The following is a 22,121-nucleotide window of genomic DNA, read 5'->3' on the forward strand; positions in this document are numbered from 1 at the left end:
CGTGGGGGTCAGGAGGCGGCCGGCGTCTCGGGCCGGGTGGTGGTGTTCGTCATGAGGCGCATGAGCGACTCCTGGTCGGCCTCGTCCTTGTCGAGGCAGCCGGTGATCGTCCCCTCGAAGATCGTGTAGATCCGGTCCGAGAGACCGAGCAGCTCGGGCAGCTCGGAGGAGACGACGATGACGCCCTTGCCCTGGCTGGCGAGGCGCTGGATGATCCCGTAGATCTCGAACTTGGCGCCGACGTCGATCCCGCGGGTCGGCTCGTCGAGGATCAGCAGGTCGGGCTCGGTGAACAGCCACTTGGCGAGGACGACCTTCTGCTGGTTGCCGCCCGAGAGCTTGGCGACGCCCTCCTCGACCGTCGGGGTCTTGGTGCGCAGGTCCTTGCGGTACATCTCGGCGTAGCGGAACTCCTCGGCCTCGTTGACGACGAGCCCGTCGGTGATTCGCGACAGCTTCGCCGACACGGTCGTGCGCTTGATGTCGTCGAGGAGGTTCAGGCCGAGGGACTTGCGGTCCTCGGTGACGTAGGCGAGGCCGGCGTCGATGGCGTCGCGCACGTGCTTGAGGTGCAGCTCCTTGCCGTCCTTGATGATCTGCCCGCCGAGGACGTTGCCGTAGGAGCGGCCGAAGATGCTGCGCATCAGCTCGGTGCGCCCGGCGCCCATGAGCCCGGCGAACCCGACGATCTCGCCGCGGCGGACGAAGAAGCTGGAGTTCTTGACGACGAGGCGGTCGGCACGGACAGGGTGCTGGACCCGCCAGTTCCTGACCTCGAAGAAGACCTCGCCGATCTCGGGGGTGTGGTCCGGGAAGCGGGACTCGAGGTCGCGGCCGACCATCCCGCGGATGATCCGGTTCTCGTCGACGCCGTCCTCGCGCACCCGCAGGGTCTCGATCGAGCGGCCGTCGCGGATGATGGTGATGGCGTCCGAGATCTGCTCGATCTCGTTGAGCTTGTGGCTGATCATGATGCAGGTGACGCCGCGCCGGCGCAGGCCGTCCATGATCTGCAGCAGGTGCTGGGAGTCGGACTCGTTGAGCGCGGCCGTCGGCTCGTCGAGGATGAGCAGCTTGACGTCCTTCGAGAGCGCCTTGGCGATCTCGACGAGCTGCTGCTTGCCGACCCCGATGTCCTTGACCTTGGTCATCGGGTCCTCGGAGAGGCCGACGCGCTCGAGCAGCTCGGCGGCCTTGCGCTGGGTCAGCACCCAGTCGATGGCCCCGCGATGGGTCTGCTCGTTGCCGAGGAAGATGTTCTCGGCGATCGACATCTCGGGGATGAGCGCGAGCTCCTGGTGGATGATGACGATGCCGGCGTGCTCGCTGTCGCGGATCGTGGAGAAGTGGGCGGACTCGCCGTTCCACAGGATCTCGCCGGAGTAGGAGCCGGTCGGGTGGACCCCCGACAGGACCTTCATCAGGGTCGACTTGCCCGCGCCGTTCTCCCCGCAGATGGCGTGGATCTCACCGCGGCGGACCGTCATGTCGACGTCGGAGAGGGCCTTGACGCCCGGGAACTCCTTGGTGATGCCGCGCATCTCGAGGATGACCTCGTGGGTGCCGGCCTGGGGGGCGTGCGTCGTGCTCACCGGTGCGTCGTTGCTCATGCGCGTCCTCGCCGTTGAGGGACCAGGTCCGTCGTCGTCCGGCCCGCAGGAGCGGGCCACGACGTAATTGTTCTGCGGGTGAACGTATTGGAGACGGCCGAGCGTGGCAAGACCTGTCGAGCCGTTGTCCCGTAACGATCGGGTAACCCGGCGTTCACGTCGGGCCCCCGAGCCAGCGGCTCGGGTCCGCGACGACGTCGTCGAGGACCACGAGGGCGGCCCCCCGGGCAGCGGCGTTGGTGCCGCCGACCGCCTTCGTGAGGCGGATGCTGGACCAGCGGGCGATGAGCGCCCGGCGCTCGAGCTCGGCGAGCACCGTGGGCGCGAGGCCGGCGAAGAGCGGGGCGTAGATGCCTCCGAGCACGACCTCGTCGACGTCGACGACGTTGACGACGGTGGCGGCGGCCTGCCCGAGTGATGCACCCGCGGCCGCGACGGCGTCCGCGACCGGGCCGGGGGCCGCGGCGGCGTGGGCGAGGGCCTGGACGCTGGTGTCGAGCGGGAGCCCGGCACAGGTCGCGAGGGCCTCGCGCCCGGCGTACGGCTCGAGGCAGCCGTCGGACCCGCAGTGGCACGGGGGCCCCTTGGGGTCGACGAGGACGTGGCCGATCTCCCCGCTCCACCCGTGCAGGCCCCCGAAGACCTGGCCGCCGAGGACGACGGCCGACCCGATCCCGACGGCGCCGTAGACGAAGAGGTAGCTCTGCTCCTCGACCGGCGCCCGCTCGCGCCGGCGGCGCTCCTCGACCTCCGTGCGCGCCGCGAGGTCGGCGTCGTTGGCGGCCGTGACCGGCAGCGATGCCAGGTCGGGGTGGGCGTGCAGGGCGGTGTCGACGCCGAGGTCCTGCCAGCCGAGGTTCGGTGCGTACCGCAGCCGGGCCGACTCGCGGCTCACGAGGCCCGGGAGCGCGACGCAGGCGCCGGCGACGACCATGCCCTGGGCGAGCACGGCCCGGCGCGCGTCGGCCGCCAGCTCGGCGAGCTGGGCCAAGGTCTCCGCTGGGTCCCGGCCGCGCAGGTCGGCCTCCACGACGCGCTGGGTGACCGTGAGGCCGGTGAGGTCGACGACGAGGGCGGCGAGGTGGTCGGTCCCGACGGACAGGCCGAGCCCGACCACGGATCGTGCGGTCGGCGCCAGGGGGACCGCGGGCCGGCCGGCGCCGGGGGAGGTCAGCGGGTCGAGCTCGGTGACGAGCCGGGCCCCGATGAGGCGGTCGACGAGGTCCGAGACCGTGGCGCGGGCCAGTCCCACCTCGCCGGCGATCCCGGAGCGGGACAGGGGGGTCCCCACGGCGTGGGCGCCGATGACGCGCTCGAGGACGACGGCGAGGTTGTGCTCGCGCAGGGTCGACTGGCGCGCCGCGCCCGCGCCACCCCCGCGGGGGAGGGTGGGCCCGGAGCCGCCCCGGCGCGTCGACGTCGACATGGGCGTCACGATAGACCCGTCCGGCTCTTTGGTTCACCCGAAGAACAAATGACGCGCCGCCGTGACCCGCTGCGAGCCCGGCCGCGGTGGTGCGGGTGGGACCCCCTCCTCGAGGCTGCTCCTGTGGCCGGGCTGTGCGTCGCGAGCGCCGGATGGTTGGATCGGGCATGGCCACCGCCCCGCCCCTGACCCGCGACGTCGCCGGGCTGGCGACGCTCCTCGCGACCTCCGGTGTGGTCCACCTCGTCCGGCCGGACGTCTACGAGGGGATGGTGCCGCACGTGCTTCCCCGCAAGCGAGCCCTGGTGTACGTCAGCGGTGTGGCCGAGATCGCCTGTGCCGCCGGGCTGTTGCACCCCGCGACCCGCCGCGTGGCCGGGTGGGCGTCGGCCGCGGTGCTCGTCGCGGTCTTCCCCGCGAACGTGCAGATGAGCGTCGACCACGGCCGTCGGGCTGCTCGCCGCGGCGACGCGTCCTCGCGCGCGTCGTTCGCCGCGACGCTGGGCCGCCTGCCGCTCCAGTGGCCGCTGGTCCGTACCGCGCTGCGCGCTGCCGGCCGCTGAGGAGGCGGCCGGTGTCGACCCTGGCCTGGCAGCCCGTGACCGAGGCCGACCTCCCGGCCCTGGCCCATCTGGCCCGGCGGTGCCTCGAGCACGACGGCGGGCTCCCGCACCTCGCCGGTGAGCCGATGCTGCGCCGGTACTTCCTCGGCGGGTCCGGCATCACCGGGCGGGACGAGACGGGTGAGGTCGTCGCGGCGGCCTCGGTCTTCGTCGACGGCTCCGGCCACCGCACCGCCACCGGGCTGGTCCACCCCTCGGCCCGGGGCCAGGGACACGGACACGAGCTCGTCGCCTGGTGCCGCGAGCGGTCGGGCGGGGTCCTGCTGCGGGTGGCCGTCGAGACGACCTCGCGGGAGTGGGACGCGCTCGCCGCCGAGCTCGGGCTGGTCCGCACCTTCGCCGAGCACGTCATGCGCCACGACCTCCTCGACGTGCCGCGGGTGCGGCGCCCCGCGGGACTGCGCTCCGAGCCGTGGACCAGGGAGACGGCGCCCCTGTTCTACGAGGCCTACCGCCGCTCCTTCGCCGCCCGCCCGGGCTTCCCGGACCCGCCGATGCAGCAGTGGGTCGCCGACGTGTCCGGGGAGGAGGGGTTCCGCGCGTCCGCCTCGCGCGTCGTCCTCGACGCCGACGGGGAACCGGTCGGCTTCGTCAACCTCATCGACGACTGGGTCGACCAGGTCGGCGTGGTCCCGCAGTGGCGCGGACGCGGTCTCGGGGCCCACCTCGTCGTGCGGTCGCTGCGGGCGCTGCGCAAGGCCGGGTGCGAGCAGGCGTGGCTGACGGTCAACGTCGACAACCCCGCCCACGACCTCTACCTGCGGGTGGGGTTCCGCGACGCTGGGCTGCGCGCGAGGTACGAGGAGGTCGTGCGCTGACCCGGAGGGTCAGCCAGCGACGTCCTCGTCGGTCGTGCGCTGACCCGGAGGGTCAGCCGGTGACCTGCGTCCCGCTGGTCGGCCACGGCCCGTGATGGGAGCATGGCCCCATGGCGGACGAGGCAGCCGACCCGATCAGCGTCGTCACCGGCTACATCGAGGCGTCCCAGCGGGCGCGCTCGACCCACGATGCCGACGACTTCACCGCGGTGCGGGCCTTCTTCCACCCGGACGCGTCGGTCCGGCTGGCGTCGGCGTGGGGGCACGACCCGTGGCGGGTCGCGCACAACACGGCCGACGAGATCATCGAGCGGCTCCAGGCGCCGATCAACCAGGGGACCAGCCTCACGACCGAGAACGTCAACGTCGTCCGCGCGGGTGACGACGTCCTCGTCGAGCAGCGCTCGACCATCCACCACCGGGGGCGCGACCACGTGAGCATGGTCTGCTTCCTGTTCACGGTCCTCGACGGGCGGATCGCCGGCATTCGGACCTACCGCAACGACCTGGGCCTGCCGGCCGGCTGAGCGTCCGCGACCGGCGCGGCGTGGGGTCCTTCGCCTCGTTATCCTTGCCGGGTTGCCCACCCGACCCCCTGGAGCACCCCCGTGGCCATGCGCATGTCGTCCCTGTTCCTGCGAACCCTTCGCGAGAACCCGGCGGACGCCGAGGTCCCGAGCCACCAGCTCCTCGTCCGGGCCGGCTACATCCGACGGGTCAGCCCCGGCATCTACACCTGGCTCCCGCTCGGCCTGAAGGTCCTGCGCCGCGTCGAGGCGATCGTCCGCGAGGAGATGGACGCCATCGGCGCGCAGGAGCTGCTCTTCCCGGCGCTGCTGCCGCGGGAGCCCTACGAGGCGTCCGGTCGCTGGGAGGAGTACGGCGACAACGTCTTCCGGCTCCAGGACCGCAAGGGCGCGGACCACCTCCTCGGGCCGACCCACGAGGAGATGTTCACCCTCGCGGTCAAGGACCTGTACAACTCGTACAAGGACCTCCCGCTCTCGATCTACCAGATCCAGAACAAGTACCGCGACGAGGCCCGTCCGCGCGCGGGAGTGCTCCGGGGACGCGAGTTCGTCATGAAGGACAGCTACTCCTTCGACATCGACGAGGCCGGCCTCGACAAGAGCTACCAGCTGCACCGCGACGCCTACGTCCGGATCTTCGACCGGCTCGGCTTCCACTACGTCATCGTCCAGGCGATGGCGGGCGCGATGGGGGGCTCCAAGTCCGAGGAATTCCTCGCGACCGCCGAGAACGGCGAGGACACGTACGTGCGCTGCGCGAGCTGCGGCTACGCAGCCAACGTCGAGGCCGTGCGGGTGCCGGTGCCCGACGCCGTGGACGCCTCGGCCGTGCCGTCGGCGCACGTCGAGGACACCCCGGACACCCCGACCATCGAGACGCTCGTCAACCACCTCGAGGCCGCGTTCCCGCGCTCCGACGGCCGCTCGTGGACGGCCGCCGACACCCTCAAGAACGTCGTCGTCATGCTCGTCCAGCCCGACGGCACGCGCGAGCCCCTCGCCATCGGCCTCCCGGGTGACCGCGAGGTCGACGAGAAGCGGCTCGGCGCACAGGTCGAGCCGGCGCGCGTGGAAGCCTTCGAGGAGAAGGACTTCGCGCGGTACCCGATGCTCGCCAAGGGCTACATCGGCCCCGGCGCGCTCGGGCTCGAGCAGTCGTCCGGCATCCGCTACCTCCTCGACCCGCGCGTCGTCGACGGCACGGCCTGGGTCACCGGCGCCGACGCGAGCGGCAAGCACGTCCTCGACCTCGTCGCCGGTCGCGACTTCACGGCCGACGGGACGATCGAGGCCGCCGAGGTCCGTCCGGGCGACGCCTGCCCGTCGTGCGGGCACGGGCTCGAGTCGGCCCGCGGCATCGAGATGGGCCACATCTTCCAGCTCGGCACGAAGTACGCCGAGGCGCTCGACCTCAAGGTCCTCGACGAGAACGGCAAGCTGCGCACCGTCATCATGGGCTCGTACGGGGTCGGGGTCTCACGGGCCGTGGCCTGCGTCGCCGAGGGCAACCACGACGAGCTGGGCCTGGTGTGGCCGCGGGCGATCTCGCCGTTCGACGTCCACGTCGTCGCGACGGGGAAGGACGACGCGGTGCTGACCAAGGCCGAGGAGCTGACCCGCGAGCTCGAGGCCGCGGGGGTCGAGGTCCTCCTCGACGACCGCCGACAGGCTTCTCCCGGAGTGAAGTTCAAGGACGCCGAGCTCATCGGTGTCCCGACGATCGTCGTCCTCGGGCGTGGGCTCGCCGACGGCGTCATCGAGGTCAAGGACCGTCGGTCGGGCGAGCGGCGTGAGGTGCCGGTGGGGTCGGCAGTCGCGGAGATCCTCGCCGAGGTCGGCCGCGCGTGACCGGTCCCGTCGATGCCGTCGTCTTCGACTGGGGAGGCACGCTCACGCCCTGGCACGACGTCGACCTGCCGGAGCAGTGGCGGGTGTTCGCGCGCGAGGTCCACGGGGTGCCGTTCGGGTCGTCGGAGGTGTCGGAGGACGACCTCGCCGAGGCGCACCGGCTCGCCGACCGCATCCTCGAGGTCGAGTCGGCCGCCTGGCGTCGCGGCCGTGACGAGCACTCGAGCGCTGCCCTGGTCGACATCCTCGACGAGGCCGGCGTCGACGCCGAGCACGACCGGCACCACCTCGCCCTCGCCGCCTACCGGGGCTTCTGGGAACCGCACACCCTCACCGACCCGCAGGTCCGTCCGCTGTGGGAAGGGTTGCGGGAGAGGGGGATCAAGGTCGGCGTGCTGTCGAACACCATCTGGTCGCGCGAGTACCACCGAGGGATCTTCGAGCGCGACGGCGTGCTCGACCTCCTCGACGCCGACGTCTACTCGAGCGAGATCGACCACGTGAAGCCGCACCCGGAGGCGTTCCTCGCGGCGTGCCGGGCGCTCGGGGTGGAGCCGTCGCGCTCGGTCTACGTCGGCGACCGGCTGTTCGAGGACGTCCACGGCCCCCAGCAGGTCGGGATGCGTGCGATCTGGGTGCCGCACAGCGACATCCCCGTCAACCAGAGGGTCGAGGTCGACGCGGTCCCGGACGCACGCGCCCACGAGCTGCTCGACGTCCTCGGCATCGTCGACCAGTGGCGCGCGGAGGCCGGGGCCCGCGAGCCGCGGTCGTGATCGACGACCCGTCGGTCCAGGTCGTCGCTCTCCTCGGCCTCGCCGGGTTCGTCGCCGGCTGGGTCGACGCCGTGGTCGGCGGCGGGGGCCTCGTCCAGCTGCCGGCACTCCTCATCGGCCTGCCGGGCGCGACCCCGGCACAGGTGCTCGCGACGAACAAGTTCGGCTCGGTGTGGGGCACCGCGACGGCCTCGCTGACCTACTGGCGCCGTGTGCGGCCCGACCTGCGCACCGCCCTCCCGATGGCCGCCGTCGCCTACGTCGGGGCGGTCGGCGGCGCGCTGATCGGCCTCCACATCCCGAAGTCGCTCTTCAACCCGATCATCCTCGTCCTGCTCGTCGCGGTCGGGGCCTACACGCTGCTCAAGCCGTCGCTGGGGGAGGCCACGCAGCTGCGGTGGTCTGGGCACCGGCACACCGTGGCCGCGATGCTGACCGGCTTCGTCATCGGCGTCTACGACGGGGCGCTGGGGCCGGGGACCGGGTCCTTCCTCGTGTTCGCCCTCGTCGGCCTCATGGGGTACGCCTTCCTCGAGGCGTCGGCCAAGGCGAAGATCGCCAACCTCGCGACGAACCTCGGCGCCCTGACGGTCTTCGCCCCCGGCGGGCACGTGGTGTGGACCGTCGGGATCGTCATGGCGGCGGCGAACCTGCTCGGCGGCTGGGTCGGCGCCCGGACGGCCGTGCGGCTCGGCAGCCGGTTCGTGCGCACGGTCTTCGTCCTCATCGTCGGCGCCTTCGTCATCCGGATCGGCGGCGACCTCCTCGGTTTCTGGTGACCCCACCCCCGGCCGAGGCCGGCCACGCGAGCACCCCACCCACGCGAGCACCCCACCCACGCGAGCACCCCACCCACGCGAGCACCCCACCCACGCGAGCACCCCACCCACGCGAACTCCCCACCGTCCCGCGAACTCCCCACCGTCCCGCGAACTCCCCACCGTCCTGCGAACGTGGGTGAAAACTGTCGCCAGGCCGACGATCTTCACCCACGTTCGCGTGCGCCCGACGCGGAGCTGCCCGAACGTGGGTGAAAAGTGTCGCCAGGCCGACGATCTTCACCCACGTTCGCGTGCTGGGGGCGAGGGGATACCGCCCGCGGCGTCAGGCCGCTCGACGACGGGCGAGGGCGCGGTGCAGCTGGGCCATGAAGGCGAGCTCGTGGACGCGCAGCCCGACGAGGTCCATCCGCAGGAACCGGTCACCTCCGAGCGACACCTCGTTCTGCCGGAGGTTGTCGTCGGTGACCGCCAGCCCGACGCGGTGGCCGGCACCGTCGATCTCCACCACCACGTCGCTCCCGTCCCACCGGGCGTCGAGGTACACCCTGCCCAGGGCGGTGCGGCGGATGACCTGGCGGTCGGGGGCCTGGATGCCGTGGCGACGACACATGGCGGCGAAGTCCAGCTCGCCGAGCGAGTGGGCTCCGTCGGCGATGTCGCGCAGCACCTGCCGCACGAAGGGCCGGCGTCCCCGGTTGCGCACGGTGCGGAACGCCGTCAGCAGGCGTGGCCCGGTCGTGAGCCGCTGCTGCACCGCCAGACACAGGACGAGCGCCGCCTGCCGGTCGGTCCGTGCCCACGCGGCGGCGCGCAGGGCGGCGACCTCGACCCGGGTGCGGGGCAACCCGCCGGGTGCCGCCTCGCCCGGTCGTCTCGTCACCCGGTGGATCCGCACGCCCTCGACGTCGGGGCACTGCGCGCCCCGTGGGACGCTGACGTGGACGTCCTGCTCCTCGAACCCCCTCAATCCGGCCACCTCCAGCGCGCTGGCACCGTCGACGAGAGCGACGGTCTCGGCGACCTCCCAGACGGCACACCACCGGAGAGCGGCCCCGGACACCACTCCCGTGTGCAGGGCGACCGTGTGCGTCCCGAGGACCTGCCACCGGTCGGCCTCCACCTCGCGGCGGATCGCCGCGTGGTCGTACCCGAAGGCTGCCAGGCGGCTCCTCGTGAGCACGCCCTCGAAGTCCCGGGCCGCGCGCGCAGCGGCTCGACGCCGCCCCGGACGGCCCGCGCGCTGGCTCCCGCTCATCGCCCGAGCATCGTGGACACACGGGGGGCGCCGCGGGCGTCATCCACAGGCCCAGTTGAGCCCTCCCCGAACGTGGGTGAAGATCGTCGCCCCACCGACGCTTTTCACCCACGTTCGGCCGGGGGGCGGGGGGTGCATCGCGAACGTGGGTGAAGATCGTCGCCCCACCGACGCTTTTCACCCACGTTCGCGAGCCCGCCCGCCCGCCCGCCCGCCAGCCCGCCAGCCCGCCCGCCCGCCCGTTCGTCCTTTCGCCCAGGCGCCCAGGCGCCCGTTCGCCCCTTCGGCCTTTCGCCCGCAGGGAGCTGAGGTGCCCGAGGGGACTCAGGTGTCCGGGGTGGTGAGCCAGAGGACGCCGTAGGGCGGGAGGACGACGGTGCCGTGCCGCCAGGGGAGCGGCTCGCCCGTCAGCTCGTCGCGCGCGTCTGCGACACCGAGCGCGTGGACCCGGTGCTCGTACCAGGGGCGTGGCTCCGGCGTCACGTTGTGCACCCCGACGAACCGGCCCACGGGGTGCTCGCGCACCGTGACGAGGACGCCGGGGTCGTCAACCGGCCCGATCCTGGTCTCGACCGACCCGTGGAGGTGGGGCAGCCGGGCGCGCGTGCGCACGAGCCCCGCGACGTCCTCGAACACCCGCCCCGCGACGGTCGTCCGGTCGTGCCGGGTGGCCACCCGGGCGGTGTCGAGCCGCGGCCGGTGCGCCCAGCGGTTGTCGTCCTCGTGGCCCGGTTCGGAGGCCCAGTCGGGGTCGTTCGGCTGTCCGAGCTCGTCGCCGCTCCAGATGACCGGGATGCCGCCCCACCCGATGACGAGGGCGTGCGCGAGCCGGAGCGCGGCGACGGCGAGGTCGACCTCGCCAGGTGTGGCAGCGGCCTCCAGCCCGACCAGGGAGGCCGCGCTGCCGCTCGTTCGCATGTCGCCGGTGTCGGGGTTGTGCTGGAACACCAGGCCGCGGGCCGGTGAGCCCGGGAAGTCGCCGGCGTACCAGCGGGCGAGGAAGGAGCGGTGGGCGAAGCCGCTCAGCCCGAGGGCGGCGGCGTCCTCGTCCATGATCGCCCAGCCGATGTCGTCGTGGCACCGGAGGTAGGTGAGCCAGGTGGCCGTCGGCGGCTTCGGCGGGAGCGCGGCGAGGGTGTGGGCCGCGAGCCGGACGTCCTTCGTCGCGAGCATCGACCAGACCTGGACCATGAGCGTGTTGTGGTACGCGAGGTCGCTGACCTTGCCGGTGTGCGCACCGGTGCCCAGGTAGGCGAGGAGCTTGGTGGGCGCCACGATGGCCTCGGCCTTGAACGCGACTGCGGGACAGGCGATCCGGGTGACGGCCCGCAGCACCTGCGTGATCGCGTGGACCTCCGGCTCGCCCTGGCAGTCGGTGCCGAGGCGCTTCCACATGAAGGCGATCGCGTCGAGCCGCAAGACGTCGACCCCGCGGTTGGCGAGGTCGAGGATGATGCCCGCGTACTCGCGCAGGACCGCCGGGTTGGCCCAGTTGACGTCCCACTGGAACTCGTTGAACGTCGTCCACACCCACCCGCCCAGCTCGTCGTCCCAGGTGAAGTTGCCCGGGGCGAAGTCGGGGAACACCTCCGGCAGGGTGCGCTCGTAGGCGTCGGGCATCTCGCGGTCGGGGAAGACGTGGAAGTACTCGCGGTACGTGGCGTCGCCGCCGCGCGCGCGGACCGCCCACTCGTGCTCGCGGGCCACGTGGTTGAGGACGAGGTCGAGGACGAGGCTGATGCCCGCCTCGTGCAGCCTCCCGGCGAGCGCCTCGAGGTCGTCCATCGACCCGAGGTCGGCGCGGACGGCGCGGTAGTCGGCGACGGCGTACCCGCCGTCGTTGTCGCCGTCGCGCGGCCGCAGGAGCGGCATGAGGTGGAGGTAGCTGACGCCGAGCTCGTGGAGGTAGGGGATCCGGTCGGCGACGCCGTGCAGGTCGCCGGCGAACCGCTCGGTGTAGGCGGCGTACCCGACGAGGGCGGGGTCCTGGAGCCAGTCCGGACGGAGCATCCGGGTGAGGTCGCGGCGGTGGAGGTGGTCGGGGCGGGCCCGGTACGCCTCGTCGGCGAGCCCCACGAGGTCGGCCGCCAGCGCGGCGGCCCGCTCGGCGCCGTAGAGGGCGGCGAGGCCGTCGACGAGGTCGGGGAGCCAGCGCTCCACCCGCGCCTCGAACATCGTGCGACGGTCGTCGGAGGACGGGTGCGGGGAGGGCGGCGGAGCCGAGGACGAGGAGGGCTGGGGCGAGGCGCTCGGGGGCGCGGACACCGGGGACGGGGGAGGGGGCACCGGTGCACTCACACGCCGCATTCTGTCGGAACTGCGCAACCGTTTCCACACCCTGCACGGCGGGATCCGACCCGTGACACGACGACCGCACGCCGCCGGGCCTCGGCGTGTCGCAGCGACACGCCGTGCCATCAGGGCAGGCGCGCCCGCGTCGGCGTGTGAAAGCCCTTGCGCAGGTGGTAGGGCGGTGCTCTACCCTCGGGAGTACTCAGCCGGGTTTCAGCAGGGGAACACGGCGTTGAGCCAATAGGTAGTGCCATGTCTCAATCGCAGGGGATTGGGGTGCGGCGACCGAGTCGTCGCACCATTGCCACGGGAGCCGCCTGGGCGGTCCCGGTCATCGCCGTCGGAGCCACTGCTCCACTCGCCGCCGCCAGCCAGAACTGTGTCCCCGACTTCCAGGTGGATCTCGAGGGCTCGTTCAAGTGCTGTGACGGCAGCACGACGGACAACGGCAAGAAGAACATGAAGCTCCGCCTCAAGGTGGTCGACCTCAACAACTGTCTGTCGGCGACCGACACGGTGTGCATCACCAACGTCGAGCTCGCCAACGGCCAGCCGATCGAGCAGATCGTCTTCGAGGGTGGCCAGTGTGCGGCCGAGAACGGGTTCATCACGGTGTACCTGCTCAACACGCAGTCGTGCACGGTGAACCTCCTCATCTCGTTCACCGCGGGGCTGAACAGCGGGTCGGTCGTGATCAAGTCGGGCAACATCTCGTCCGGCAACGTCACCGGCGACTGCCAGCCCGGCTGACGGTCATGAGCATCGCCTGACCCAGGGTCAGGTGGTCGGACGTACGCCCCTCGGGGCGTGCGCCCAACAGCTCCGTCGGGCTGCCCTTCGTCCCCAGGGACCTCGGGCCGCCCGGGGGGGCTGGCGGATGCCGAGACGGCGGCGCCCCGACCGGGACGCACGCCCGACCGGGACGTCTTTCCTCTGTGCCTCTCGGCATCCGCACGGGGCGTGAACAGCGACCGTGGGTGCCGCCAGCCGGGACCCACGGCCGCGGTCCCCGCTCGGTCGCGGCTCCTCGTGCGGGAGCCGCGTCCGGGGGACGCCCGTCAGCCGATCAGGGCGGTCAGCTCGTCCTCGCGCGCCACGGGGCGCTCGCAGACGAACCCGCGGCACACGTAGGCCGCCGGCGACCCCTCCAGGAGCGGGCGGTCTGCGAGCAGGGGGATGCCCGGGGCATCCGGATCGCCGTGCGCGAGAACGAGACCCGGCGACGTCGACCTCCGCGCCACCTCCAGCAGTGCCGCGGCACGCGGACCCGACCCCACGACGGCCACCTCGAGCGGACCCGCGACGAGGGCCTCCGCGACGGCCAGGGACCAGCCGCCGAACCGGGGGTCCCGCCCCGCCACCGACCCACAGGCGTCGAGCGCCCGCCCCGCGGCCTCCCGGTACCGCACGGACCCGGTCAGTGCCGCGGACGTGAGCAGCGCGCCGGCGAGGGCCGAGGCGCCGCTCGGCTCGGCGAGGTCGGTCCGCGCCGCCGGCCGGGCGAAGAGGGTCGGTGCGTCGTGGGCCGTGTCGTGCGGGGTGCCGTCACCGTCGACGAAACGGTCGAGGGCGTCGTCCAGCAGCAGGGTCGCCGCGTCCAGCCAGCGGCGCTCCATCGTCGCCTGGTGGAGGGCGAGCAGCCCCTCGGCGAGGTCGGCGTGGTCGTCGAGGACCCCCTCGCTCGCGCCGACGACTCCATCCTTGGAGGTCCGCCGCAGGCGGCCGTCGACGACGTGGAGGCCCAGGACGAGGGCGGCCGCCTCCTGCGCCGCGTCGACGAGGTCGGGCCGACCCAGCAGGGTGCCGGCCTCCGCGAGCCCGGCCACCGCCAGGCCGTTCCACGCCGCGACGACCTTGTCGTCGCGCGCCGGCTGGGGCCGCAGGTCGCGGGCCGCGAGGAGTCGCCCGCGGACGTCCTCCCACCAGGCAGGGTCCTCCGGGTCGCGGCGCAGCTGCAACGTGCTCGAGCCGCCCTCGAACGTCCCTGACGCCGTGACGTGGAGGAGGTCGGCGGCCCGTGCGCCGTCCTCCGTACCGAGCACCTCGACGAGCTGTGCCGGTGTCCACGCGTAGGTGAGGCCCTCGTGCGAGTGGCCGTCGACGACGGTGTCGGCGTCGAGGGCGGAGGCGAACCCGCCCTGCGCGGTGCGCAGGTCGCGCACGAGGAAGTCGGCCGTCTCCTCGGCCACGCGGCGGGCGAGCTGGTCGCCGGTGGACCGCCAGAGGTGCGCGTACACGCGAAGCAGCTGGGCGTTGTCGTAGAGCATCTTCTCGAAGTGCGGCACCACCCAGTCGGCGTCGACGCTGTACCGGGCGAATCCGCCGGCGAGCTGGTCGTACATCCCGCCGCGCGCCATCGGCTCGGCCGTGCCCCGGACCATCGCGAGCGCGTCAAGGTCGCCGGTGCGGGCGTGGTGGCGGAGGAGGAACTCGAGCACCGAGGACGGGGGGAACTTCGGCGCCGTCCCGAATCCGCCTCTCGCGTCGTCGAACTCGGCCCGCAGCCGCCGAACGGCGCTGTCGCAAACCGTCGCATCGACCGTCGAGGGAGGCGGTGGGGTCGTGACCTCGCGCAGCCGGGCGGCGACGTGCGACCCGGACGCCAGCACCCGGTCGCGGTCGGTGCGCCAGAGGTGGTCGGCCTGGCCGAGCAGCTGGAGGAGCTGCGGCTTGGGCAGGTAGGTGCCGGCGAAGAACGGCTCGCCGCCGGTCGTGAGGAGGCACGTCATCGGCCACCCGCCGTGCCCGGTCAGGGCGGTCGTCGCCGCCATGTAGACCGCGTCGACGTCGGGTCGCTCCTCGCGGTCGACCTTGACCGCGACGAACCGGTCGTTGACGGCGGCGGCCACCTCGTCGTCCTCGAAGGACTCGTGCGCCATGACATGGCACCAGTGGCAGGCCGCGTACCCGACGGAGAGGAGGACGGGGACGTCGCGGCGTCGGGCCTCGGCGAACGCCTCCTCGCCCCACTCCCACCAGTCGACGGGGTTGTCGGCGTGCTGGAGGAGGTAGGGGGAGAGGGAGGCCGCGAGCCGGTTCGCCATCACCCCACCCTCCCACTGCCGCGCCGGGTCGTGTGCTGAGCTGGCTGCCCGGGCGGCCACCCGAACACACGACCCGGGAGGGCCGGGGCGGGTCCGGGCGGGGCGTCAGCCGTCGAGGGCCTTCGCGAGGGCGATGCTGAACGAGATCTCGTCGTGGTTGTCGTCGTCGAGGGCCCACACGGCCTCCACCCCGCACCGCACGACGGTCCAGCGGCGCGCCACCTCCTCGTCGACCCCGGCCGCGTCGCACCACAGCTGCGTCCGGTGGCGCACCGACCAGCGGAAGGCCGCGCCGGTCCCGAGCTCCTCGCGGCGGTTGCGCAGGACGGCGTGCAGGTCCCAGGCGGGATGGCCGGCCCGCGGCTGCGGGTCGATGGCGAGCCACGGCTCGCGTCCCCCGGCGAGGACGTTCTCGAAGTGCAGGTCGCCGTGCACGAGGGTCGCGTCGGCACCGGGGTCGGACGCGAGGTCGCGCAGCAGGCCGGCACTGCGGGCCACCATCCGCCGGGGCAGCGTGTCTCGCCGGGCCCCCTCCTCGAGCCACCCGGCGGCCCACGGCGTCAGCCGGGGGAGGGACGGCGGCGCGGGGACGTGCAACCGGGCCGCGAGCCCGCCGACCACCTCGACGGCCGCGTCGGCATCGAGGGTGGTGAGGTCGGTCGCCGCGTCGAGCCGCTCGAGCAGGAGGAGGCCCTGGGCCGGATGTGCCGCGACGAGCCGGACCGCACCGTCCCCGTCCCAGTGCCGGAGGGCGAGCGGCTCCCCGTCGGTGTCGACCGAGCGCCTGACCACCTTGAGGGCCAGCGGGACGCCGTCGCGCAGGACGGGTGCCACGACGGCGGTCCACCCGGTGCGGACCACGCCGTCCGGCTCGAGGCCCCACCGCTCGAAGGCCTCGGCGAGCAGGCGCGGTGCACGCAGCGCCCAGTCGGCACCCGACGGCCCGCCCTCGGGGGGCAGCCGGGAGATCCAGGCCAGCCACCCGGCCGGGATCACCGGGACCTCGGGCACGGTCAGGCCAGACCCGGGAACGGCGCCAGGTCGACGCCCCACCGGTGCGCCTCGACCTCGACGGTGCCGAGCCAGCGGGTCGCGGCGGCGAGGCCGAGGGCCCCGTGGGCGGAGACGAGGGGGTCGAGGACGGCGCCGAGGTCGGTGCGCAGGGTCGTCAGCACCTCGCGGGCCAGGCGGGCCGCGTCGGCGGCGGTGGCGACGGGGAAGGGGAGCGGGTGGCCGATCGCCGCCTCGGCGCGCGAGCCGCCGGCCACGAGGTCGCCCCGCAGCGCCCGCAGGGCGGCGAGGGAGACGTCGGCCCGTTGGCGCTGGGCACCGGCCGACCGCGCGACGACCACCTCGAGGAACCACGTCGCGGCCTCGGTGCGGGCGACGAGGCCGACGACGGCCTCGCCGGTCACGGGGTCGGCCGGGACGTCGGGGGGACGGCCGGCGAGCAGGGTGGCCGCGGCGTAGCGCTGGGCGTGGAGGGCCGCGACCGTGGCGCGCAGGTCGGCGTCGACCCCCGCGAGGGTGCCGGCGGCGGCGGCAGCAGCGGCCTCGGCAGCGGCCAGGGCGGTGCGGGTCTCCTGCGGGTCGGGCGACGACGAGGGCGAGGGTGCGGCCGACGGTGACCGCTCGGACGATGGCGAGGCGGTCGGGGTCGCCGACCCCGCCGGTGTGCCCGAGCCGGACGGTGTCCCCGAGGCGGACCCCGTCGGCGACGGCCCGGCGTCGAGGTCCGCGGGCGGGACCTGCCGGCGCACCAGGGTGGTCCGCAGGACGGTGTGCTGGCGCCGGTGCAGCGCCGCGAGCTCGGCGCCGAGCTCGCCGGGGAGCCCCTCGGCCGCCGAGGCGAGCGCGAGGCAGTCGCGGGTCAGGGCGACGAGCGCGTCCTCCGCGGCGAGCGGGGTCCGGGTCGGGACGAGGGGCACCCGCGGGGCGTCGTCCTCGAGCCGGATGCCGCACCCGGTGGCGGGTGAGATGGCCGCCACGACGGCGGCGGTGAGGACCACGCGGCGCCCGACACCCCCATCGCGCTGCGCCATGGGCCCATCGTCGCACGCGTTTCGAGCCCTCCACGGCCGTGGCCTAGAGTGAGGGGAGCCGGCCCGCCGCCGGCACCTAACTGCAGAGAGGACTGGGAGCGCATGGCCACCGGCGAGCAGATCCGCCCCGACCTCGAGCAGGCGCTCGCGCCCAGCGGGCTCGTCCTCGAGGACGTCACGGTCACCCCCGCCGGACGCCGCCGCGTCGTCAAGGTCCTCGTCGACCGCGCGCTCCCGGACGACCCCGAGGTCGTCACCGCTCCCACCGAGCCCCTCTCCCTCGACGAGGTCGCCGACGCGACCCGTCTCGTCAGCGACGCCCTCGACGCCTCCGACGCGCTCGGCGAGCAGCCGTACACCCTCGAGGTGTCCTCGCCCGGTGTCGGCCGCCCGCTCACCGAGCCGCGCCACTGGCGCCGCAACGTCGGCCGCCTGATCGCCGTGCACACCGCCGACGGCGAGACCACCGGACGCCTGACCGCCGCCAGCCGCACCGAGGCCACCCTCGAGGTGCCGGCCGTGAAGAAGGCCCCCGCCCGCACCGAGACCATCGCCTACGCCGCGGCGACCAAGGCCGTCGTCCAGGTCGAGTTCGCCCGCCACGACGAGTCCAAGGAGAGCTGACATGGACATCGACCTCGGCGCCCTGCGCGCCCTGGAGCGCGAGCGGGGGATCAGCCTCGACGTCCTCATCCCCGCGATCGAGCAGGCCCTCGTCCTCGCCTACCAGCGCACCGAGGGGCACTACCGCCACGCGCGCGCCGAGCTCGACCGCAAGACCGGGCACGTCGTCATCTGGGCCCGCGAGGAGCACGAGGTCGAGCCCGCCGAGGGCGAGGTCGACGACGAGGGCAACCCGGCGCGCCCGCGCCGCGAGGTCGGTCCCGAGTTCGACGACACCCCGACCGGCTTCGGCCGCGTCGCCGCCGCGACCGCGCGCCAGGTCATCGTCCAGCGCCTGCGCGACATCGAGGACGACGCGATCCTCGGCGACTTCAAGGGCCGTGAGGGCGACATCGTCGCAGGGATCATCCAGCAGAGCCCTGACCCGCGCCACGTCACCGTCGACTTCGGCTCGGTCGAGGGGATCCTCCCGCTCGCCGAGCAGGTGCCGGGGGAGCAGTACGTGCACGGTCAGCGGATCCGCTGCTTCGTCGTGTCGGTCAAGCGCGGCCCGCGTGGCCCGCAGATCGGCCTGTCGCGGACCCACCCCAACCTCGTGCGCAAGCTCTTCGCCCTCGAGGTGCCCGAGATCGCCGACGGCAGCGTCCAGATCGAGGCCCTCGCCCGCGAGGCCGGCCACCGCACGAAGATCGCGGTCCACACCAAGGTCCCCGGCCTCAACGCCAAGGGCGCCTGCATCGGCCCGATGGGTGCGCGCGTGCGGGCCGTCATGAGCGAGCTGCACGGCGAGAAGATCGACATCGTCGACTACGACGAGGACCCTGCGACCTTCATCGCGGCCGCCCTCTCGCCCGCCCGGGTGAGCGCCGTGGAGGTCGTCGACCGCCAGCTGCGCAGTGCCCGCGTCATCGTCCCGGACTACCAGCTGAGCCTGGCCATCGGGCGCGAGGGACAGAACGCGCGGCTCGCGGCGAAGCTCACCGGCTGGCGCATCGACATCCGCCCCGACGTCGAGCCGGGTGGGGCCGGTGGGGCACCTGCGGCGGGAGCCGGTGACGCGCCCGACCGCAGGTAGGCGGTAGACTGGTGCAGATCGACCGGACTGGACTCCGGCCGCAAGGCCCGGTGCGCACGTGCATCGGGTGTCGCGGGGCGGATAGCCGGTCGACACTCCTGCGAGTGGTCCTCGGACCCGCGGAGGACGGCCGTCCGGTCGTCGTCCCGGATCCCGAGCGGGCTCGGCCGGGGCGCGGCGCATGGCTGCACCCCACCGTCTCGTGCCTCGACCTCGCCGTCCGCCGCCGGGCGTTCGGTCGCGCGCTGCGCAGCAGCACGCCGCCCGAGCTCTCCGCGGTCGAGGGCTGGGTCAGGGCCCACGCGCAGGAAGACCAGCCAGAGCACTCTGGAGAGCACCACGACCGGAAGCGGGTTTGACGCTGATGAGCACCCGATGAGTACTCAGCGATGAGCACCCCCCAGCTGTAACGACGGTCCGCGCCACGACGGCACGGACCCGGACAAGGAGAAGTTTTGTCGAAGGTCCGTGTGAGCGCCCTCGCGAAGGAGCGCGGAGAGACGAGCAAGATCGTCCTCGAGCGCCTCAACGAGATGGGCGAGTACGTCAAGAGCGCCAGCTCGACGATCGAGGCGCCGGTGGTCCGGCGCTACAACGAGAAGTACCCGGCAGCGGCCCCCAAGGCCGAGGCGCCGGCCAAGAAGGCTGCTGCGAAGCCGGCACCCGCCCGGCCGGCCGCCGCGAAGGAGGCCGCCCCGTCGGCCCCCGCCGCTGCTGCTCCGGCCGCCCCGGCGGCTCCCGCCGCCCCCTCCGCTCCGCCGGCGCCGGCCACCCCCGCGCCGGCTCCGGCTGCGTCGGCCCCCGCGCCGAGTGCTCCGGCCCCGTCGCGCCCGGCCGCGCCGGCTCCCGCGGCTCCGGCGCCCGCGGCTCCGGCCCCGAGCGCCCCGGCGCCTTCTGCCCCTGCGGCTCCGGCTGCGCCGGCTGCCCGAGAGGGTGGCTCCGCACAGGGCGCCCCGCGTCCCGGCGGCCCCCGTCCGGGCGCCCCGCGTCCGGGCAACAACCCCTACGCGCCGAGCCAGGGCATGGGTCGCCAGCGCGAGGGTGGTGCGCGCCCGGGCAACAACCCGTTCGCGCCGAGCCAGGGGATGCCGCGCCCGCAGAGCCGTCCCGGTGGGCCGCGTCCCGCCGGTGGCCCCGCGGGTCCGGGTGGTCCCCGGCCCGGTGGCCCGCGCCCGAGCCCGGGCATGATGCCCGACCGCAGCGCGGTCGCCCGTCCCGGTGAGCGCCCCGCCCGCGGTGGCGCCGGCCGTCCGGGTGGTCCCGGTCGTCCGGGTGGCCCCGGCGGTGGTGGCGGTGGCTTCGGCGGTCGTCCCGGCGGCGGCGGTCGTGGTGGTGGCTTCACCGGTCGCGGCGGCACCGCTGGTGCCTTCGGCCGCGGTGGTGGCCGTCCCGGTCGCGCCCGCAAGTCCAAGCGCGCGAAGCGTCTCGAGTTCGAGGAGATGCAGGCTCCCTCGATCGGCGGCGTCAGCGTCCCCCGCGGCGACGGCAGCACGATCGTCCAGATCCGCCAGGGCGCCTCGCTCACCGACTTCGCCGACAAGATCAACGCCAACCCGGCGTCGCTCGTCACCGTGCTGTTCCACCTCGGTGAGATGGCCACGGCCACGCAGAGCCTCGACGAGGACACCTTCAAGGTGCTCGGCACCGAGCTCGGCTACGACATCCGGATGGTCTCCCCCGAGGAGGAGGAGCGCGAGCTCTTCGACTCGTTCAACATCGACCTCGAGATCGGGGTCGACAGCGAGGACGAGGACGACCTCGAGGCCCGCCCGCCGGTCGTCACCGTCATGGGTCACGTCGACCACGGGAAGACGCGCCTCCTCGACGCCATCCGCAACGCGGAGGTCGCGGCGGGCGAGGCCGGCGGCATCACCCAGCACATCGGTGCCTACCAGATCCACAAGGAGCACGAGGGCGTCGACCGTCCGATCACCTTCATCGACACCCCGGGCCACGAGGCGTTCACCGCCATGCGTGCCCGTGGTGCGAAGGTCACGGACATCGCGATCCTCGTCGTCGCCGCCGACGACGGCGTCATGCCGCAGACCATCGAGGCGCTCAACCACGCCCAGGCCGCGGACGTGCCGATCGTCGTTGCCGTCAACAAGATCGACGTCGAGGGTGCGAACCCGAGCAAGATCCGCCAGCAGCTCACCGAGTACAACCTCGTCGCCGAGGAGTACGGCGGCGAGACGATGTTCGTCGACGTCTCCGCCAAGCAGGGGCAGAACATCGACCAGCTGCTCGAGGCCGTCCTGCTCACCGCCGACGCCGCGCTCGACCTGCGGGCCAACCCCGACCGTGACGCCCGTGGTGTCGCGATCGAGGCCAACCTCGACAAGGGCCGCGGTGCCACGGCGACCGTCCTCATCCAGTCGGGCACGCTGCGCGTCGGTGACGCCATCGTCGCGGGCTCCTCGCACGGACGCGTCCGCGCGATGCTCGACGAGCACGGCGCCAACGTCGAGGAGGCGCTCCCGTCGCGGCCGGTGCAGGTCCTCGGCCTGTCCTCGGTCCCGCGGGCCGGCGACACCTTCGTCGTCGCCCCGGACGACCGCACCGCGCGCCAGATCGCCGAGAAGCGCGAGGCGGCCGACCGTCAGGCGTCCCTGGCCAAGGCCCGCAAGCGCATCTCCCTCGAGGACCTCAACGAGGCCCTCGCGGCGGGCAAGGTCGACACCCTCAACCTCATCCTCAAGGGTGACGTGTCGGGTTCGGTCGAGGCGCTCGAGGACGCCCTGCTCCAGATCGACGTCGGCGACGAGGTCGACCTGCGGATCATCGACCGCGGTGTCGGCGCCATCACGCTGAACAACATCAACCTCGCGATGGCCTCGCAGGCGATCATCATCGGCTTCAACGTCCGCGCCGAGGGCCAGAACGCCGAGGTCGCGGAGCGCGAGGGCGTCGAGATCCGGTACTACTCGGTCATCTACCAGGCGATCGAGGAGATCGAGCAGGCGCTCAAGGGCATGCTCAAGCCGGAGTTCGAGGAGGTCGAGCTCGGCACCGCCGAGATCCGCGAGATCTTCCGCTCCTCCAAGTTCGGCAACATCGCCGGCTCGATCGTCCGCAGCGGCGAGATCAGGCGCGGCACCAAGGCGCGGATCACGCGCCAGGGCGTCGTCGTCGCCGAGAACGTCGAGATCGCCGGTCTGCGCCGGTTCAAGGACGACGTCACCGAGGTCCGCGAGGGCTTCGAGTGCGGCATCAACCTCGGGTCCTACAACGACCTGCAGCTCGAGGACCTCATCTCCACGTACGAGATGCGGGAGAAGCCGCGAGCGTGATGCGGCGGGCCCCACGCTTCGCGTGGGCGAAGCCCCGGGCCTGACCCGTCGCGGGGAGGTTCGTCCGGGTCATGGCCCGGAGCGCC

The 22,121-nt window shown here is 73.5% G+C and carries 18 protein-coding genes; 11 read left to right on the forward strand and 7 right to left on the reverse strand.

From position 1 onward, the window contains the following. Positions 1 to 8 precede the first annotated feature (8 nt). Together mmsA and ACK8HX_RS01710 are read right to left on the reverse strand one after the other, a co-directional pair. Positions 9 to 1,610 (reverse strand): multiple monosaccharide ABC transporter ATP-binding protein, encoded by a 1,602-nt coding sequence (mmsA, locus tag ACK8HX_RS01705; RefSeq protein ID WP_411938912.1) that lies wholly within the window; start codon positions 1,608 to 1,610, stop codon positions 9 to 11. A 154-nt stretch (positions 1,611 to 1,764) separates the two neighbouring features. After that, positions 1,765 to 3,036 carry an ROK family protein gene (locus ACK8HX_RS01710; RefSeq protein WP_411938913.1) on the reverse strand — a complete coding sequence of 424 codons (1,272 nt, stop codon included), beginning with the start codon at positions 3,034 to 3,036 and terminating at the stop codon, positions 1,765 to 1,767. A 167-nt stretch (positions 3,037 to 3,203) separates the two neighbouring features. Here ACK8HX_RS01710 and ACK8HX_RS01715 point away from each other — a divergent pair, with 167 nt between their 5' ends. From ACK8HX_RS01715 to ACK8HX_RS01740, 6 genes are all read left to right on the forward strand, one after another. Continuing rightward, a complete protein-coding gene (locus ACK8HX_RS01715; protein ID WP_411938914.1) occupies positions 3,204 to 3,599 on the forward strand; it encodes a DoxX family protein in 396 nt (131 codons plus the stop codon). Positions 3,600 to 3,610: 11 nt separating this feature from the next. Continuing rightward, a complete protein-coding gene (locus ACK8HX_RS01720; protein ID WP_411938915.1) occupies positions 3,611 to 4,477 on the forward strand; it encodes a GNAT family N-acetyltransferase in 867 nt (288 codons plus the stop codon). 110 nt (positions 4,478 to 4,587) lie between these two features. Further along, positions 4,588 to 5,004 (forward strand): nuclear transport factor 2 family protein, encoded by a 417-nt coding sequence (locus ACK8HX_RS01725; RefSeq protein WP_411938916.1) that lies wholly within the window; start codon positions 4,588 to 4,590, stop codon positions 5,002 to 5,004. Between the two features lie 81 nt (positions 5,005 to 5,085). Then, the gene (locus tag ACK8HX_RS01730; protein ID WP_411938917.1) at positions 5,086 to 6,855 is read left to right on the forward strand and encodes a proline--tRNA ligase; all 1,770 of its coding nucleotides are present in this window, start codon (positions 5,086 to 5,088) and stop codon (positions 6,853 to 6,855) included. Further along, positions 6,852 to 7,631: an HAD family hydrolase gene (locus tag ACK8HX_RS01735; RefSeq protein WP_411938918.1), complete on the forward strand. Its 780-nt coding sequence runs from the start codon at positions 6,852 to 6,854 to the stop codon at positions 7,629 to 7,631. The genes ACK8HX_RS01730 and ACK8HX_RS01735 overlap by 4 nt, the downstream gene beginning before the upstream one ends. Beyond that, positions 7,631 to 8,410: a TSUP family transporter gene (locus ACK8HX_RS01740; RefSeq protein ID WP_411939334.1), complete on the forward strand. Its 780-nt coding sequence runs from the start codon at positions 7,631 to 7,633 to the stop codon at positions 8,408 to 8,410. Before ACK8HX_RS01735 ends, ACK8HX_RS01740 begins: the two co-directional genes overlap by 1 nt. Positions 8,411 to 8,735: 325 nt before the next feature. Here the strand turns inward: ACK8HX_RS01740 and ACK8HX_RS01745 are convergent, their stop codons facing one another. Both ACK8HX_RS01745 and ACK8HX_RS01750 read right to left on the reverse strand, forming a co-directional pair. Continuing rightward, the gene (locus ACK8HX_RS01745) at positions 8,736 to 9,668 is read right to left on the reverse strand and encodes a hypothetical protein (protein WP_411938919.1); all 933 of its coding nucleotides are present in this window, start codon (positions 9,666 to 9,668) and stop codon (positions 8,736 to 8,738) included. A gap of 324 nt (positions 9,669 to 9,992) precedes the next feature. After that, positions 9,993 to 11,843, reverse strand: coding sequence for an alpha-amylase family protein (locus ACK8HX_RS01750; RefSeq protein ID WP_411938920.1), 1,851 nt, complete (start codon positions 11,841 to 11,843; stop codon positions 9,993 to 9,995). A 393-nt stretch (positions 11,844 to 12,236) separates the two neighbouring features. Here ACK8HX_RS01750 and ACK8HX_RS01755 point away from each other — a divergent pair, with 393 nt between their 5' ends. After that, positions 12,237 to 12,710, forward strand: coding sequence for a hypothetical protein (locus ACK8HX_RS01755; RefSeq protein WP_411938921.1), 474 nt, complete (start codon positions 12,237 to 12,239; stop codon positions 12,708 to 12,710). A 308-nt stretch (positions 12,711 to 13,018) separates the two neighbouring features. On the opposite strand, the gene ACK8HX_RS01760 is transcribed toward ACK8HX_RS01755, so the two are convergent. The 3 genes from ACK8HX_RS01760 to ACK8HX_RS01770 all read right to left on the reverse strand — a co-directional run bounded on the left by ACK8HX_RS01760 (position 13,019) and on the right by ACK8HX_RS01770 (position 17,046). After that, entirely contained in the window at positions 13,019 to 15,004 is a 1,986-nt protein-coding gene (locus ACK8HX_RS01760; protein ID WP_411938922.1) for a thioredoxin domain-containing protein, read from the reverse strand. 105 nt (positions 15,005 to 15,109) lie between these two features. Beyond that, on the reverse strand, positions 15,110 to 16,015 hold the full coding sequence (locus ACK8HX_RS01765; protein ID WP_411938923.1) for an aminoglycoside phosphotransferase family protein: 906 nt from the start codon (positions 16,013 to 16,015) through the stop codon (positions 15,110 to 15,112). A gap of 2 nt (positions 16,016 to 16,017) precedes the next feature. Then, complete coding sequence (locus ACK8HX_RS01770; protein WP_411938924.1) at positions 16,018 to 17,046, reverse strand: hypothetical protein; 1,029 nt, start codon at positions 17,044 to 17,046, stop codon at positions 16,018 to 16,020. Positions 17,047 to 17,148: 102 nt separating this feature from the next. On the opposite strand from ACK8HX_RS01770, the gene rimP reads away from it, so the two are divergent. The 4 genes from rimP (at position 17,149) to infB (ending at position 22,035) form a co-directional block, all read left to right on the forward strand. Further along, entirely contained in the window at positions 17,149 to 17,670 is a 522-nt protein-coding gene (gene rimP / locus ACK8HX_RS01775) for a ribosome maturation factor RimP (protein WP_411938925.1), read from the forward strand. A gap of 1 nt (position 17,671) precedes the next feature. Next, positions 17,672 to 18,745, forward strand: coding sequence for a transcription termination factor NusA (gene nusA, locus ACK8HX_RS01780; RefSeq protein ID WP_411938926.1), 1,074 nt, complete (start codon positions 17,672 to 17,674; stop codon positions 18,743 to 18,745). A gap of 104 nt (positions 18,746 to 18,849) precedes the next feature. Further along, positions 18,850 to 19,104 carry a YlxR family protein gene (locus ACK8HX_RS01785; RefSeq protein WP_411938927.1) on the forward strand — a complete coding sequence of 85 codons (255 nt, stop codon included), beginning with the start codon at positions 18,850 to 18,852 and terminating at the stop codon, positions 19,102 to 19,104. A gap of 96 nt (positions 19,105 to 19,200) precedes the next feature. Beyond that, a complete protein-coding gene (gene infB, locus ACK8HX_RS01790; RefSeq protein ID WP_411938928.1) occupies positions 19,201 to 22,035 on the forward strand; it encodes a translation initiation factor IF-2 in 2,835 nt (944 codons plus the stop codon). Positions 22,036 to 22,121: the final 86 nt, after the last annotated feature.

This window comes from Oryzobacter faecalis (genome assembly GCF_046764005.1).
Lineage (GTDB): Bacteria > Actinomycetota > Actinomycetes > Actinomycetales > Dermatophilaceae > Oryzobacter > Oryzobacter faecalis.